A 15,841-nucleotide genomic window follows, 5' to 3' on the forward strand; every position below is an offset into this window, starting at 1 on the left:
AACGGCGCCCGTTTTCTTTGCCCGCGCCGCGCGGTGCTACAATGCGGCATCGACCGTTTCCTCCCCATCCCATGTCCGGACGCCCGCTACAAGACATCACCCGCCAGGACAGCCACCTGGCCCGCCTCACCGCCGCCGCCAACGAGCTGATGGCGCTGGACCGCGCCTTCAAGAAGCTGATCCCGGAAGCCATGGCCGAAGCCTGCCGCGCGGTGCGCATCCGCGACGACGAGCTGGTGCTGTACGCCGACAACGGCATCGTCGCCGCCCGGCTGCGCATGAGCGCGCCCGGCCTGCTGCCGCAGCTGGCCAGACAGGGCTACCCGGCCGCCAAGGTGAAGGTCAAGGTGATGCTGAAGCTGGCGCGGCGGAAAAAAACCAAGACCCTGGCCATCAGCGAAAACGCGCTGGACGGCATGGAGCAAGCCGCCGAAAGCATAGACAATCCGGTGGTGCGCCAGGCCTTGGCCAGGCTGATCGCACATCAGCGCCGCGGCTGACTGTACGAATAGCCAGTTTCAAGCCAAGGTCATTTCGACGCAAATAGTCCCCTTCAAAATAAAATAGAAGGAGCCGCCGTGCCCGCCCTGCAACATTTCCAGCCCGACCATTCTCCCGCCGACATCATCGCCGCGCTGGAGCGCGACGGCGGCGTCGTCATCGACCGATTGCTGGAACCGGCCGCGCTGGCACGCTTCCGCCAGCAGCTGAACCCGCTGCTGGACGCCTCGCCCGACTGCCAGGGCGATTTCTACGGCTACGCCACCCGCCGGCTGTCCGGCCTGATCGCCCGCGTGCCGGCCTGCCGCGAGCTGGCCATCCACCCGCTGATCCTGCAGGTGATGGACGCCTTCCTGCTGAAGGGCTGCCGCGAATACCAGCTCAACCTGACCCAGGCGATACGCATCGGCCCCGGCGAGCCGCGCCAATTCCTGCACAGCGACGGCCTGATGTTCCCAGTGAAGGTGCCAGGCTCGGAAAGCATGATCAACTGCATGTACGCGCTGGACGACTTCACCGAGGACAACGGCGCCACCAATGTCGCGCCCGGCAGCCACCTGTGGCCGGAAGGGCGCGAGGCGCAAGAAGACGAAATCGTGCGCGCCGCGATGCAGGCCGGCTCGGTGCTGATCTACCTGGGCTCGGTCATCCACGCCGGCGGCGCCAACCGCAGCGCGGCGCCGCGCACCGGCGTGGTGCTCAGCTACAACCTAGGCTGGCTGCGCCAGGCGGAAAACCACTACCTGGCGGTGCCGCGGGAGCTGGCGAGCGAGCTGCCGGAACGGCTGCAGCGGCTGCTCGGCTACTTCGTCCACGCGCCCAACCTCGGCAGCGTGGACGGCCGCGATCCGATCGAACTGCTGCGCGGCCCGGCCCAGGGCCAGGCGCGCTTCACCGAATTCCTGCCCGAGGAGATCCGCGGCCCGCTGGCCGAGGCGCGCGCCGCCATGCAAAAGGGCTGAACGCTTTCAAATTGCCATGGAAGCGGAGTAAAGTGGCGGCTGTTTTTCCTTGACCCCTGCGAACGGAAACAGGACAGCCGCCATGTCAGACCACGATCCCCTCCATCCCCCGACCGATGCCGCGCCGCAAGACCCGTCGCGCCGCCGCCTGTTCGAAGGCCTGGCAGCCATCGGCGCCGCCGCGGCGCTGCCGGCCGCCATCAGCGAAAGCGCCGCAGCCGCGCCGGCCGTCCACGGCCCGCTGGACGCCAAGCTGCGCCACCATGTGAAGAACGTCGTGGTGATCTACCTGGAAAACCGCAGCTTCAACAATCTGTACGGCAACTTCCCCGGCGTGAAGCATCCGCTGGCGCAAGCGCCGGCCGAAACCTGTATCCAGCTGGACCGCGACGGCTCCAAACTGAAGAATCTGCCCAAGATCTGGGGCGGCATGGTGCAGCGCGGCCAGACCATCGCCGGCAAGTACTACCTGATAGACGAAAACGCGATCCAGAACCTGCCCAACGGCCCCTTCCCGCTGAAGGACGCCGACGGCCAGCCGCTGCCGGAGGCCGTGATCACCCGCGACCTGTGGCATCTGTTCTACCAGAACCAGATGCAGATCAACGGCGGCAAGAACGACCAGTTCGTCGCCTGGGCCGACTCCGGCGCGCTGGTGATGGGCCACTACAGCGAAACCGCGAAAAACCTCAACCAGTGGAAAATCGCCCAGCAATACACGCTGTGCGATAACTTCTTCATGGCGGCCTTCGGCGGCTCCTACCTGAACCACCAGTTCCTGATTTCCGCCCGCACGCCGGAATACTTCAACGCCAAGGACACCGCGGCGGCCAAAAAGATCGCCGTGCTGGACGACGGCCCGCAGGGCTACCAGCTGAAGGTGAAGCAAGCGACATCGGCGATGGACGGCCCGCCGCAGTTCGTCAACAACGGCGCCATCACCCCGGACGGCTATGCGGTCAACACCATGGCGCCGCCGTTCCAACCCAGCTACATCAAGCCGGCCCAAGGCGGCGACCAACGCTACGCCGACCCGGCCGACGCCAATACCCTGCCGCCGCAAACCTACGACACCATCGGCGATCTGCTGTCGCGCCAGGGCGTCAGCTGGGCCTGGTACGGCGGCAGCTGGCAGGCGGCGCTGGAAGGCAAGGGCGGCCCGGACACCCCCAACTTCCAGTACCACCACCAGCCGTTCAACTACTTCAAGAACTTCGCGCCCGGCACCCAGGCCCGCGCCGAACACCTACGCGACGGCGGCCTGGGCGACAGCCCGATCAGCAACCGCTTCATCGCCGACGCGGTGGCCGGCAAGCTGCCGGCGGTGGCCTTCTACAAGCCGCAGGGCAACCTCAACATGCACGCCGGCTACTCCGACGTGGAAAGCGGCGACCGCCACGTCGCCAACGTGCTGCAGCACCTGATGAGCGGCCCGCAGTGGAAGAATATGGTGGTGATCATCACCCACGACGAAAACGGCGGTTGGTGGGACCACGTGGCCCCGCCCAAGGGCGACCGCTGGGGCCCGGGCAGCCGCATCCCGGCCATCATCGTGTCGCCATTCGCCAAGAAGGGCCATGTCGACCACACCTTCTACGACACCACCTCCATCATCCGCTTCATCAGCCGCCTGCACGGCCTGCCGGAGCTGGAGGGCGTCAAGGTGCGCAACCAGGCCTTCCATCAGCGCGGCGCCCAGCCGCCGGGCGACCTGACCGGCGCGCTGCAGCTCTAAGCGCTCCATCCCGTACCACAGCCCGGCGATGCCGGGCTTTTTGCTGGTTTCTGCTATATTCCCAGCCTTCACCGCTTCAAGAGGTCCGCCATGAAAACCCACGCCCGCCTCTGCGCCGCCCTGTCGCTGGCGCTGCTATCCTCCTCCGCACTCGCCTGCGGCGACGAAGCCGCGCTGTACAGCCGCGCCTACGACCAGTGCATGGACGCCGCCGTCTCCACCGTCGCCATGCAGGACTGCATCGCCGCCGAGCATGGCAAGCAGGACAAAACGCTCAACGACAACTACCGCAAGCTGATGGCCGCGCTGGCCAAGCCGCGCCAGCCGCAGTTGCTGGCAGCGCAACGGCTGTGGCTGCAATACCGCGACGCCAACTGCCGTCTCTACGCCGACCCGGACGGCGGCACCGCCGCCGCATTGGCCGCCGCCGACTGCGCGCTGGCCGCCACCGCGGCGCGCGCCGCCGAACTGGCCAAGCTGCTGCCGGAGCAGCACTGAAACTATCTTCCAAGGAAATAACTTCCAAGGAAGATAAATTTGTGCCATGATGCATTCATGGACAAGCTAGATAGCATACTCGAGCAATGGCGGCAGGCCCGCCCCGATGTCGATTGCTCCGCGATGGCGGTGGTCGGCCGGCTGGGCCGCCTCCTCATCCACCTGCAAAACCGGCTGGCCGACAACTTCGCCGCCTTCGGCCTGAAAGACGGCGAATTCGACGTGCTGGCCACGCTGCGCCGCGCCGGCGGCGCCGACGGCCTCTGTCCAACCGACCTCTACACCAGCCTGATGCTGACCTCCGGCGCCGTCAGCAAACGGCTGGACCGGCTGGAAGCCGCTGGCTGGGTGACGCGCCAACCCAATCCCGACGACCGCCGCGCGCTGCGCATCTTGTTGACCCCGGCAGGACTCGAACGGGTAGACCGCGCGCTGGAAGGACACGTCGCCGCCATGGAAGACGCGCTCTCGCCGCTCGCGCCCGAGCAGCGCGCTCAACTGGCCGGCTTGCTCAAGCTCTGGCTGCAGGGCTTCCCCGGCGAATCGCCCGGCTAAGCCCCTCTCTTTTCCCGCTTTCCCACCCCTGACGCCGCCGGCGCCAGCCGCCCCCGGCTCGCCCGCCGCCAGGCTCACTTAGGAGACCGCGATGGCTTACTACACCCACCGGAATCGACGGCTGTACTACCTGGCTCACGGCGACGGCCCGGCTGCGCTGCTGCTGCACGGCATCTGCAACAGCGGCCGCGCCTGGCTGCCGCAGCTGGAGGCGCTGGCCGCGGCCGGCTACCGCGTGATCGCGCCGGACTTCGCCGGCCACGGCGCCTCGCCGCGGCTGGACGCCTCGTACGGCGTCGCCAATCTCGCCGCCGACTGCGTCGCGCTGCTGGATCAGCTGGATCTGGCGCAAGCGCACATCGTCGGCCTGTCGCTGGGCGGCATGGCGGCGCAGCAGCTGGCGCTGGACGCACCGTCGCGGGTCCGCAGCCTGACCGTGGCCTGCAGCTTCCCCTCCACCGCCACCGACGAAGCCAGGCAGATGCTGGCCGGCTGGGCGCAGACGCTGCGCGAGCCGGACGGCCCGCTGAAACGGCTGGAGCAAAGCTGGCCGCGCAACCTCAACGCCGCCTTCCGCGCCAGCCCCGCCGGGCAGGCGCTGTACTGGCAGTGGCAGGCGCAGGCGGCGCAGGCGGACGGCGCGTCGCAAGCCCATGTCTGCGAAGGGCTAGCCGATTACCACCTAGCCGAGAACCTGTCCGCCATCGCCGCGCCAGCGCTCTATCTGGCCGGGGAATGCGACGAGGTGTCGCCGCCGGCGCTAAGCCAATGGATGGCGGCCCAGGTGCCCGGCGCGCGCTTTGCAACGCTGCCCGGCGCCGCCCACGTAGCCAATGTGGACAGCGCCGCCGCCTTCAACGCCGCCCTGCTCGCCTTCTTGCGCCAACACTGATGCGGAGAACACGATGAGTCCCGGCACCACCCGCTCCTCTCTCGCCCTGGCCTGCGCCATCATTCTGGCCGGGCTCAATCTGCGCCCCTGCCTGGCCGCGATCGGCCCCTTGCTGGAACCGATCCGCCACGCCACCGGCATCCGCTTCAGCGACGCCGCCCTGCTCACCACGCTGCCCATCGCCGCCATGGGCGGGGGCGCTTTCGCCGGCGGCCGGCTGGAAGCCTGGCTGGGCGCGCGCGGCGGCGTGCTGCTGGCGCTGGCGCTGATCCTGCTATCCTGCGCGCTGCGCCTGCCGCCGCCCGGCTACCCCGCCCTGCTCGCCACCGCCTTGCTGGCCGGCTGCGGCATCGCGCTGGCCCAGGCGCTGCTGCCCGGCCTGATCAAGCAGCATTTCCCCGATAAGGTCTCGCTGCTGATGGGCCTGTACGTGACCGCCATCATGGGCGGCGCTTCGCTGGCCGCGGCCGGCGCGCCGTGGCTGGCCCAAGCCAGCGGCCAATGGCATCTGGGCCTAGCGGTATGGGCGCTGCCCGCCGCGCTGGGCTGCTGGCTGTGGTGGCGGCACGCGCCGACCGCGGCCGGCCACGCCTCCCACTCCCACTCCGCCGCCTCGCCGGGCCGCCTGCCGCGCGCCTGGCTGCTGGCCGGCTACTTTGGCCTGGGCACTGCCGTCTACACCTGCTCGCTGGCCTGGCTGCCGCCGTTTTTCGTGCAGTTGGGCTGGAGCGGCCAGCAAGGCGGGCTGATGCTCAGCTACATGACCGGCATGGAGGTGCTGGCCGGGCTGACCTTGCCGGCGCTGTCGGCGCGCGGCCCCGACCTGCGCGGCTGGCTGGCGCTGGCGCTGTGCTTCACCTTGGCGGGGCTGCTCGGCATGGTGGCGCTGCCGCAAGACCGGCTGATGCTGCTGTGGGTGGGTTTGCTGGGCCTGGGCGTGGGCGGCCTGTTCCCGCTCAGCATGATCCTGACCCTGTCGCACCTGGACGACAGCCGGGCCGCCGGCAGGCTGACGGCTTTCGTGCAAGGAATAGGCTACCTGATCGCCGCCTGCGCGCCGTTCGCCGCCGGCTGGCTGCGCGACGTCACCGCCAGCTTCCAGCTGGCCTGGCTGGCGCTCTCCGGCGCGGTGGTCCTGTTGCTGCTGCTCACCGCGCGCTTCGCCCCGCAACGCTATCGGCTGGCGATGCGCTTGGCCTGAGTGGATGCGCGGCGGCGGGCGGCTGTGCGATGATGGGCGAAACCCGCCCGTCATGGAGTCCGCATGCCCCTGCTTCGCCTGTTGCTATTGCTTGCGCTATGCCTGCCGGCGCTGGCCGCCGAACCGCGCGCCAACCCGTCGCCGGCCGACAGCGCCCGCACCCTGGTGCTGGACAACCGCCCGATCTTCCTGTTTCTGGCCCCCCAGGCCAGGCTGAGCCCGGAGCAGCGGCTGCGGCGCACGCTGGAGCGCATCCGCGAGCTGACGCCGGACGACCTGAGCCAGCCGGTGCAAGCCGCGCCGCTGGCCGACTCCAGCCTGCGCGGCATCGCGCTGAGCATCCACGGCAAACCGCTGTTCACGCTGTTGGCGGACGACCTGGACCCCGGCGATCAATTGACGCTGGAGCAGGCTGCGGCCCGGGTGCGCGACCGGCTGAACGAACAGCGGCTGGCCGCGCTGGAGCAGCGCTCGCCGGAACAGATGGCCAAGGCCGCCTTGCTGGCGCTGCTGGCCAGCGCCGCCTTCGCCGTTCTGCTGGCGCTGATCCTGCGCTTGCGCGCGGCCTCGCGCCGCCGCCTGCAGCGGCAGCCGCTGGGCCGGCTGCCCTGGCTGGGCGGCAAGTTCGACCTGCGCCATTTCCTGCGCGCCGCCGAATGCCAGCTGGTGGACGTCACCGCGCTGCTATGCGCGCTGTTCGCCGGCTATGTCTGGCTCAGCTACGCGCTGGGCCTGTTTCCCTATACCCGGCCGCTGGGCCGCAAACTGGGAGATTCGTTCTACCAGCTGCTCGCCACCCTGGCCGACGACATCCTGTCGGCGCTGCCCGGCCTGGCCACGGTGGCGATGATCTTCCTGCTGACCCGGCTGCTGGGCCGCGGCCTGACGCTGCTGTGCGGCGCGGTGGAACGTGGCCAGCTGGCGCTGCCCGGCCTGCACGCCGAGACCGTCGGCGCCACCCGCCGGCTGGCCGGGGTGGCGCTGTGGCTGTTCGCGCTGATCGTCGCCTATCCCTACCTGCCCGGCGCCGGCAGCGACGCCTTCAAGGGCGTCAGCGTGTTCTTCGGCCTGATGGTGACGCTGGGCTCCGCCGGGCTGATGAACCACGCGATGAGCGGCCTGGTGCTGATCTACGCCCGCGCGCTGCGGCGCGGCGACTACGTGCGGGTGGGCGAAGTGGAGGGCACGGTGATCGAACTGTCGGCGCTGTCCACCAAGCTCGCCACCAGCCAGGGCTATGAAATCACCCTGCCCAACGCGGTGGCGGTGGGCGGCCGGATCAGCAACTTCAGCCGCCATGGCGAAGGCGGCGGCGCGATGATCGCCAGCCGCGTCACCATAGGCTACGACACCCCGTGGCGACAGGTGACCGCGCTGCTGGAGCTCGCCGCGCGCCGCAGCCCCGGCGCCGATCCGGCGTACGCGCCGCAGGTGCGCAAGCTGGCGCTGCAGGATTTCTACATCGAGTACGAGCTGCAACTGCGGCTGCTGCCGGACGCCGATCCGCCCGGCGCGCGCGACGCGCTGCACGGCGAAATCCTGGACGCCTTCAACGAATTCGGCGTGCAGATCATGTCGCCGCACTTCGTCGAACAGCCGGAAAAACCGGTCACGGTGCCGGCCCAGCGCTGGCGCGAACCGCCTGCCGGACAATAGCCAATCCGGCGCGGCCTTGCGGCTGGATGCAGGCTGCGCTTTGGTTTAAGCTCTAGCCAATCCGACACCGAGATCACCGGGACCTTCCGCCATGAACATAAAAGAATACATGCAGCAGCTGGGCAAGGCGGCGCGCAAGGCCTCGCGCCTGCTGGCGCGCGCCGACACCCAACAGAAGAACGCCGCGCTGCTGGCCATCGCCGACGCCATCGTCCGCGACCAGGACCTGCTCCTGGCCGCCAACCGGCGCGATCTGGACGCCGCGCGCCGGGCCGGCCTCGACGCCGCGATGCTGGACCGGCTGACCCTGTCCGCCCACGGCGCGCTGGCGATGGCCGACGGCCTGCGCCAGATCGCCGCGCTGCCCGACCCGGTGGGCGAAATCAGCGAGATGAGCTACCGCCCGTCCGGCATCCAGCTGGGCAAGATGCGGGTGCCTCTGGGCGTGGTCGGCATCATCTACGAGGCCCGCCCCAACGTCACCGCCGACGCCGCCGGCCTGTGCCTGAAGTCCGGCAACGCCACCATCCTGCGCGGCGGCTCCGAAGCCTTCCACAGCAACCAGGCCATCGCCGCCTGCGTGCACGAGGGCCTGCGCCTGGCCGGCCTGCCGGCCGAGGCGGTGCAGGTGCTGGAAACCACCGACCGCGCCGCGGTGGGCGAACTGATCTCCATGCCGGAATACGTCGACGTGATCGTGCCGCGCGGCGGCAAGGGCCTGATCGCCCGCATCAGCGCCGAGGCGCGGGTGCCGGTGATCAAGCACCTGGACGGCAACTGCCACGTCTACATCGACGACACCGCCAATCCGGACAAGGCGTTCAACATCGCCCTCAACGCCAAGACCCACCGCTACGGCACCTGCAACACCATGGAAACGCTGCTGGTGCACGGCGCCTTCGCCGAATTCATGCTGCCGCGCCTGGCCGACGCCTACTGGGAAAAAGGCGTGGAGCTGCGCGGCTGCGAGCGCACCCGGGTGATACTGGGCGACAAGGTGGTGCCGGCCAGCGAAGACGACTGGGCCACCGAATACCTGGCGCCGGTGCTGGCGGTGAAAGTGGTGAAGGACATCGATGAGGCGATCGAGCACATCAACCACTGGGGCAGCCACCACACCGACGCCATCGTCAGCGAAGACTACGGCCGCGCGCGCCGCTTCCTGCGCGAGGTGGACTCGGCCAGCGTGATGGTCAACGCCTCCACCCGCTTCGCCGACGGCTTCGAATACGGCCTGGGCGCCGAAATCGGCATCTCCACCGACAAGATCCACGCCCGCGGCCCGGTGGGCCTCAATGGCCTGACCAGCCAGAAGTGGATCGTGCTGGGCGACGGGCAGATCAGGCAGTAAGTTTTACTTCATGCCATGAGCCAGCCAGACCGCTACGCGCTCGACAAAGAGACGATAAAACTCAATATTTATCGTCTTCTTTGCATATTTTACGCAGATTCAATTATTTCTTACAATTCTGACCCAGCCAATCCCAGCTTAGAAAAGAAACTAGGTGACGAACTTTATACGCGGGAGATCTCACATCTACTACTCAACATCGCTATCACTATACGTACGCTTGATAACCTTCACGCGGACATAGAAAGTTACAGATCCGTTAGAGATAGAATCAACAATAAACACAGATCAGGAGAGTTCTTAAACAATACTCAAAATCTAAGTAGAGATGAGAATAAAAACCTTATAAGGACAGCATGCAACAAGATCATTCACGCTGAAAAGATGATTCCAAAAAAATAAAATCAACAAATGCACACCGAATCGATCAGGATGAATTATTATCCTCCTGCCAGTTCAACCTCATAGACTTCAAACCAACGGATTGGTCACACCTATCAGGCATCATCACATTAGAAGGAAACCATAAAAATGAAAAATGGGTTCATGATTTAGATGTTGCCAAGTTCTCTGCCGCTCTTATTGAACTTATCCAAGAAATTAACTAGCTCTTCTACCACTTGCCAATTTCTTTCTTAAGCGTTTAGTTGATCATTTCACTGATAGGCTCAACTATCCCCTTCCCCCACAACAACAGACAACCCTCTTCATTTCGCATCATAATTGGCTGTCGCTTCACACGCTCGTTTGCCGACAAAAACCCAGACCAATCAAGACCTGTCCGCCAAGGCCGCCTGCGCGCCCATCACAATCTGCATGAACAACTGGAAGACGGGATCCAGCGCCTGGCCATCGCCATCGCGCCGGACACCTACGTCCGCCCGCACCGCCGCCCCGGCAGCCCGGAGCTGTTGATCATGCGGTCCGGCTGGCTCGGGCTCAAAATCAAATCAATGGCTTGAGCTGCAAAACCTGTTGTCCGATGTCAAAGACGGCCGCCCCCTGATTCAGCACATTGGCGCCAAGCAAGCCATCCACCTCCTCCAGCCCTTTGGCTTTCAGCGAGGCGTTCACGCCGGCCAGATCCATGGTCTCCACCTTCTGCTGCCGCAGCGTGAAACGCGGGCCTAGCTGCAAGCTGTCCAATAAGTAGAAATGACTTTCGACGCTGCCGCCGACGCCATGGACCTGATTCGCTCCAGGTTGGCGGACCAGATGGAACCTGGCGGCGTGCGCATCGTCGGTGACGAACGTCCCTCCCGCGGCGGTGTCGATGATGAAGCGCCCTTTCACGCCATTGATCACCCCCTCCAGCATCAATTGGCTGCCGCCCAGCGACGTCAAAGGCAAGCGATCAAAAGCCGCTGCCGGCGTGGCGCCCTTTCCCAAGCGCAACTGCTGTTGCCCATAATCCAGCACCGCATATTGCTCGGCCAGCACATCCATGCCGATGACGCCATCCACCGCGGCAACCCCTTCTTCGGCCAAACCTTGGTTGATCGCGTCGAAATCCGTCAAATACACAGCCAACTTGTCTGCCGCCAATCTGCCGCCCCATTCCAGCCGCTTGTCGGCTACCCGCTTGATCTCGGTTGCCCCGGCGGACCCATGCGAGGTGCGCGTTGTCCCTTGATTTTCCAAACCAAACCGGGCCGCCTGCTTGCGGTCTACGCAAGTCATCGACGCGCCGCTGTCGAGCAAGAAGCGGCCATCCACGCCATTGAGCCGCGCCTTCACCGCGACAAAGCCATTGGCTTGCTTCGCCAAGGGCACGCTGAATGGAGTCGGCGACGAATCGGCTCCGCTTGGCGCGGACTGCGCCGGGGAGCCGAAACCGAAAGAACCAGCCAACAGCGCCAGCGCTACTTTTTTATTTGCGTTCACTTGATGTTCCTCTTCATTTTTATTGGCACGCTAGCCCCTGTTCAGGCCTGCGTGGAATTTTCTCGCCTCGCGGAGCTGAAGCGGAAAGCATTCAAATTGTCCTGCAATTGAAATTTTCAATGCCAAAATCATTAAATGAAACTTCCACGCCCTCCTCTCGCCGCCGCCTCCGCCATCGCGATATCAGACAACCCTCTCAATTCACGCGATAATCCCCCTTTGCCTCATAAGCTCGTTTTGCCAAAAATATGAAAACCCTGACCAATCCAGACCTGGCCGCCATGTCCGCCAAGGCCGCCTGTGCGCCGCGCCTGCGCGCCCACCACAATCTCCACGAGCAGCTGGACGACGCCATCCAGCGCCTGGCCATCGCCATGGAGCCGGACACTTATGTCCGCCCGCACCGCCATCCGGGCAGCCCTGAGCTGCTGATCGTGCTGGCCGGCGCGCTGGACTGGATCGAATTCGACGCCGCCGGCGAAACCGTGGTCGCCCGCCACCGGCTGGGAGAGGGCGGCGCGCGCGTGTTCGAGATGCCGGCAAACACCTGGCACTCGGTGGTGTCGCTCGAACCAGGCAGCGTGGTGTTCGAAGTCAAACGCGGCCCCTACCTGCCGCTGGACAGCGCCGACCAGGCCGCCTGGGCCCCGGCCGAAGGCGACGCCCGCGTCGCCGACATGCTGGCTTTCCTGCGCGGCTGCCAGGCCGGCGAGCGTTTCGCGTAATATCGCTTAACATTTTGGCGGCGGGACGGCCGGAACCACCGGCCGCCCCGTGCCACCAACAAGGCATCTTCCACTCACGCCACAAGCGCCGCGCCGATGCCGAAGTTCCGCCTGCTGCTGTCCCTCGCCCTGTCCCTGCCCCTGCTCGCCTGCACCACGCCGCTACGCGCCGCCCCCGCCGGCGGCCCCGCGCTGGACTCCTCCCGCCCGCCGGCACAGCTGACCGATTGCCTGCAGCAAGGGCTGCAGAAACTGCACATCCCCGACGATTTCATCGAACGCCGCGACGAGCGCGACGGCAGCCACAGCCTGGCGATGCGCAACCCCGCCAGCGACGCCTCCGGCACCCGGGTGGAAATCCTGCCGCAGGCCGACGGCAGCCGGCTGCAAGTGGAGCTGAACGGCCTGCCGCTGAGCCCGGCCTGGAAAAAGCTGATCCACAGCTGCAGCGGCAAGAGGCTGTGAACAAGTCGGAAAATCCTCACCCGCCTGTGGGTAATTTGGATAAGTCGGGATAACCCTGTGCGTAAGCCACGGCAAATCGTGACGATTCGTGACGCGGCTGTGGGCAAGCAAAAACATCCACAAATACCTGTGAATAGTGTGGATAGTTCGACAACAAGCTGTGGATAACCCTGACGCCGGTCAGTCGGCGCGGCGCGCCGGCTGCGTTTACACTAACGGCAACCGCCGCAACCATGGATGCCCGTTATGCCTGCCGTTTCCCACCCGATGTACGACCAGCATTACGCCGACGGCAAAGCCCGCCGCCAGAACTGTCCACGCGCCAGCCAGGCTGAGTGCCGGCTGGCCGCCGACCGCGACGTGGTGGCGCTGGTGGAGTCCACCTCGCAAGGCCGGGTGCCGGCGCTGGCGCCGCTGCGCTACGCGCGCATGCACGCGTCGCCGTTCGCCTTCTTCCGCGGCATGGCGATGATCCAGGCCGCCGACCTCGCCGCCGGCCCGGACAGCGGCCTGCGCCTGCAGATCTGCGGCGACGCCCACCTGATGAACTTCGGCTTCTTCGCCTCGCCGGAGCGGCAGTTGGTGTTCGACATCAACGATTTCGACGAAACCCACCCCGGCCCCTGGGAGTGGGACGTCAAGCGGCTGGCGGTCAGCCTGGTGCTGGCCTCGCGCAGCCGCGGCTTCGGCGCCGGCGACGCCCGCGACACCGTATTGCAGCTGGCAGCCACCTACCGCCGCCGCCTGCTCGCCTTCTCGCAGATGAGCCAGCTCGACCTGTGGTACTGCCGGGTGGGCTTCGAGGAGCTGCTGTCGCACGCGCCCGACCCGGCGATGCGCCAGCAATTGCAGAAAGTGGCCGACAAGGCGCGCAGCCAGACCCAGGAGCGCCTGCTGCCCAAGATGACCGAAAGCGAGGACGGCGCGCTGCGGCTGCGCGACAACCCGCCGGTGATCTTCCACCTGGACGAGGCCGGCGGCCCGCTGGCCGCCTGCGACGACTGGCTGGGCGCCGACAGCCTCTCCAAGGTGCAAGGCATGCTGGAGCATTACATCGCCACGCTGAAGGAAGACCGCCGCGAGCTGCTGCGGCGCTTCCGTCTGGTGGACGCGGCGTTCAAGGTGGTGGGCGTCGGCAGCGTCGGCACCCGCTGCCTGGCGCTGCTGCTGCAGGACGACTACGACCAGCCGCTGTTCCTGCAGCTGAAAGAAGCGCGGCCGTCAGTGCTGGAAGCCTTCACCCAGGACTGCGTGCACGGCAACCAGGGCAAGCGGGTGGTGTTCGGCCAGCGGCTGATGCAGGCCACCAGCGACCTGTTCCTCGGCTGGACCCACAGCGCCGACGGCCGCCATTTCTACATGCGCCAGCTGCGCGACATGAAAGGCGCGCCGACGCTGGAAACCTTCGCCGCCGCCGAAGAGCTGGCCAGCTACGGCCAGGCCTGCGCCTGGACGCTGGCGCGCGCGCACGCCAAATCGGGCGGCTGCGCCGCCGAGATCGCCGGCTACCTGGGCGACAGCGACAAGTTCGACCAGGCGCTGGCCGACTACGCGCAGGCCTATGCCGATCAGGTGGAAGCCGACTACCGGCTATTCGACGCCGCGATCCAAAGCGGCCGTTTGCCGTGCGCGGCGGCGGCGCGCTGAATCAGGGAAACTTCCAATATTGATTTTCTTGCTCTGAACTAGACTGTAACAACAGAAACGCATAATCCAGTCGGCGCCCGCCGCTGCATCCCAGCGGGCGTCGCCGCCTTGCGGCGGCTTGTTCCTCACCCATCAGAGTATTGAAAATGCAGCTGAATACCCGCCTGATCATCATCATCGCCGCCAGCATGATCGCGCTGCTCGGCATCTCCACGGTCGCCCTGTTCTCCACCCGCGCCACCCTGCACCAGGAAAAACGCGAACAGATCGTCCATCTGCTGAAAATGGCGGAAAACAGCCTCAGCCACTTCCAGCAGCTGGAAACCCAGGGCATGCCGCGGCCGGAGGCGCAAAAGCAGGCCATCGCCGCGCTGTCGGCGCTGAAGGTCGGCGACATCTATTTCTTCGGCCGCAACCGCGACAACCTGGTGCTGTTCCACCCCAGCAAGGACCGCGTCGGCAAGGTGGACATGGGCAGCAAGCTGCCGGACGGCCGCACCACCGTGCAGGCCTACGAAGACGCGATGCAGCAGGACCACTACGGCGTGCTGACCATCCAGACCAAGCGCGCCGGCAGCGGCGCCGAGGAATTCCCCAAGCTCAACGGCGTGTTCCGCTTCGACCCCTGGGGCTGGACCATAGGCACCGGCATCTTCATCGACGACATCGACCAGCTGTTCTGGAGCGAGGCGCGCACGCTGCTGCTAGTGGCGGTGCTCTGCATCGTGGTGCTGGGCGCGCTGGTGGGCTGGATGTCGCGCTCCATCCTGCAGTCGCTGGGCGGCGAGCCCGCCTATGCCGCCGAGGTGGTGAAGGCCATCGCCGACGGCGACCTCAGCTTAGCCATTCAAGTGAAGGGCGGCGCCGGCAGCCTGCTGGGCGCGATGCAGGACATGCAGGGCAAGCTCAGGCGGATGATAGAAGAGATCGGCCACGCCACGCAGAGCATCAACCACTCCTGCCGCCAGCTCTCCAGCGACATGGACAAGGTGCACGAGGTGTCCGGCATCGCCAGCTCGTCCACCACCTCGGCCGCCGCCGCCATCGAGCAGCTGTCGGTCAGCATAGACCATGTCAGCGCCAGCACCCGCGACACCGAAAGCGGCGCGCGCGACACCGCCCAGCTGGCCAGCGAAGGCAAGACGCTGGCCGGCAACGCCGCCGACGGCATCCGCCAGGTCGCCGACCAGATCCACAGCGCCAGCGACATGGTCGGCCAGCTGGCCGAGCGCAGCCGCAGCATCAGCAGCATCGCCGAAACCATACGCGACATCGCCAACCAGACCAATCTGTTGGCGCTGAACGCGGCGATCGAAGCGGCGCGCGCCGGCGAGATGGGCCGCGGCTTCGCCGTCGTCGCCGACGAGGTGCGCAAACTGGCCGAGCGCACCGCCAGCGCCACCGACGAGATTAGCACCATCGTGCAGGCGGTGATCAGCGAAACCGGCAACGTCTCCAGCCAGATGGACGAAATCCGCCCGGCGGTGCAGGCCGGCGTGGAACAGGTGCAGCAGGCGGCGCAGACGCTGGATTCGATCAGCCGCCAGGCCAGCAGCGCGCTGGAAAACGTCCACAACGTGGTGGTGGCGATGGGCGAGCAAAGCCAGGCCGGCACCAATATCGCCGGCAATGTCGAACAGGTGGCCGGCGTGGTGGAGGAAACGCAGAACTCGGTCAGCAACGCGGTGGAGGCGGTGCGCGACATCGACCAGCAAGCCGCCAATCTGCATCAGACCGTCGGCCGCTTCCGCCTGTAAACCCATCGCGGC

15 protein-coding genes are annotated in these 15,841 nt (G+C 66.4%); 14 read left to right on the forward strand and 1 reads right to left on the reverse strand.

Translation table 11 applies throughout. The features are described from left to right. Positions 1-71: 71 nt before the first annotated feature. The 10 genes from MY55_RS02675 (at position 72) to MY55_RS22415 (ending at position 10,313) form a co-directional block, all read left to right on the forward strand. Entirely contained in the window at positions 72-500 is a 429-nt protein-coding gene (locus tag MY55_RS02675) for a DUF721 domain-containing protein (RefSeq protein WP_047236180.1), read from the forward strand. A 78-nt stretch (positions 501-578) separates the two neighbouring features. Further along, positions 579-1,463, forward strand: coding sequence for a phytanoyl-CoA dioxygenase family protein (locus MY55_RS02680; RefSeq protein ID WP_065201932.1), 885 nt, complete (start codon positions 579-581; stop codon positions 1,461-1,463). Positions 1,464-1,545: 82 nt separating this feature from the next. Beyond that, positions 1,546-3,198 (forward strand): acid phosphatase, encoded by a 1,653-nt coding sequence (locus MY55_RS02685; protein WP_065201933.1) that lies wholly within the window; start codon positions 1,546-1,548, stop codon positions 3,196-3,198. A gap of 90 nt (positions 3,199-3,288) precedes the next feature. Next, positions 3,289-3,696 carry a lysozyme inhibitor LprI family protein gene (locus MY55_RS02690; RefSeq protein WP_043571869.1) on the forward strand — a complete coding sequence of 136 codons (408 nt, stop codon included), beginning with the start codon at positions 3,289-3,291 and terminating at the stop codon, positions 3,694-3,696. A gap of 57 nt (positions 3,697-3,753) precedes the next feature. Next, positions 3,754-4,251, forward strand: coding sequence for a MarR family winged helix-turn-helix transcriptional regulator (locus MY55_RS02695; protein WP_047236178.1), 498 nt, complete (start codon positions 3,754-3,756; stop codon positions 4,249-4,251). Positions 4,252-4,342: 91 nt separating this feature from the next. Then, complete coding sequence (locus MY55_RS02700) at positions 4,343-5,143, forward strand: alpha/beta fold hydrolase (protein WP_043571866.1); 801 nt, start codon at positions 4,343-4,345, stop codon at positions 5,141-5,143. Positions 5,144-5,156: 13 nt separating this feature from the next. Further along, positions 5,157-6,344, forward strand: coding sequence for a cyanate transporter (locus MY55_RS02705; RefSeq protein ID WP_047236176.1), 1,188 nt, complete (start codon positions 5,157-5,159; stop codon positions 6,342-6,344). 63 nt (positions 6,345-6,407) lie between these two features. After that, complete coding sequence (locus MY55_RS02710; RefSeq protein WP_065201934.1) at positions 6,408-8,000, forward strand: mechanosensitive ion channel family protein; 1,593 nt, start codon at positions 6,408-6,410, stop codon at positions 7,998-8,000. Between the two features lie 91 nt (positions 8,001-8,091). Further along, positions 8,092-9,351 carry a glutamate-5-semialdehyde dehydrogenase gene (locus tag MY55_RS02715; RefSeq protein ID WP_047249208.1) on the forward strand — a complete coding sequence of 420 codons (1,260 nt, stop codon included), beginning with the start codon at positions 8,092-8,094 and terminating at the stop codon, positions 9,349-9,351. A gap of 647 nt (positions 9,352-9,998) precedes the next feature. Beyond that, on the forward strand, positions 9,999-10,313 hold the full coding sequence (locus tag MY55_RS22415) for a WbuC family cupin fold metalloprotein (RefSeq protein ID WP_076098093.1): 315 nt from the start codon (positions 9,999-10,001) through the stop codon (positions 10,311-10,313). Here MY55_RS22415 and MY55_RS02720 read toward each other — a convergent pair. Beyond that, positions 10,297-11,235: an aspartyl protease family protein gene (locus tag MY55_RS02720; RefSeq protein ID WP_047238517.1), complete on the reverse strand. Its 939-nt coding sequence runs from the start codon at positions 11,233-11,235 to the stop codon at positions 10,297-10,299. The two genes, MY55_RS22415 and MY55_RS02720, sit on opposite strands and share 17 nt — an antisense overlap. Before the next feature lie 248 nt (positions 11,236-11,483). On the opposite strand from MY55_RS02720, the gene MY55_RS02725 reads away from it, so the two are divergent. The 4 genes from MY55_RS02725 (at position 11,484) to MY55_RS02740 (ending at position 15,829) form a co-directional block, all read left to right on the forward strand. Further along, positions 11,484-11,960: a WbuC family cupin fold metalloprotein gene (locus MY55_RS02725; RefSeq protein WP_043571855.1), complete on the forward strand. Its 477-nt coding sequence runs from the start codon at positions 11,484-11,486 to the stop codon at positions 11,958-11,960. Between the two features lie 96 nt (positions 11,961-12,056). Then, entirely contained in the window at positions 12,057-12,425 is a 369-nt protein-coding gene (locus MY55_RS02730) for a hypothetical protein (protein ID WP_043571852.1), read from the forward strand. Positions 12,426-12,671: 246 nt separating this feature from the next. Further along, the gene (locus tag MY55_RS02735; RefSeq protein WP_043571850.1) at positions 12,672-14,072 is read left to right on the forward strand and encodes a DUF2252 domain-containing protein; all 1,401 of its coding nucleotides are present in this window, start codon (positions 12,672-12,674) and stop codon (positions 14,070-14,072) included. Between the two features lie 146 nt (positions 14,073-14,218). Beyond that, positions 14,219-15,829, forward strand: coding sequence for a methyl-accepting chemotaxis protein (locus tag MY55_RS02740; RefSeq protein WP_043571849.1), 1,611 nt, complete (start codon positions 14,219-14,221; stop codon positions 15,827-15,829). The last annotated feature ends 12 nt before the right edge of the window (positions 15,830-15,841 follow it).

Source organism: Chromobacterium subtsugae, assembly GCF_001676875.1.
In the GTDB taxonomy this organism is placed as follows: Bacteria; Pseudomonadota; Gammaproteobacteria; order Burkholderiales; family Chromobacteriaceae; genus Chromobacterium; species Chromobacterium subtsugae.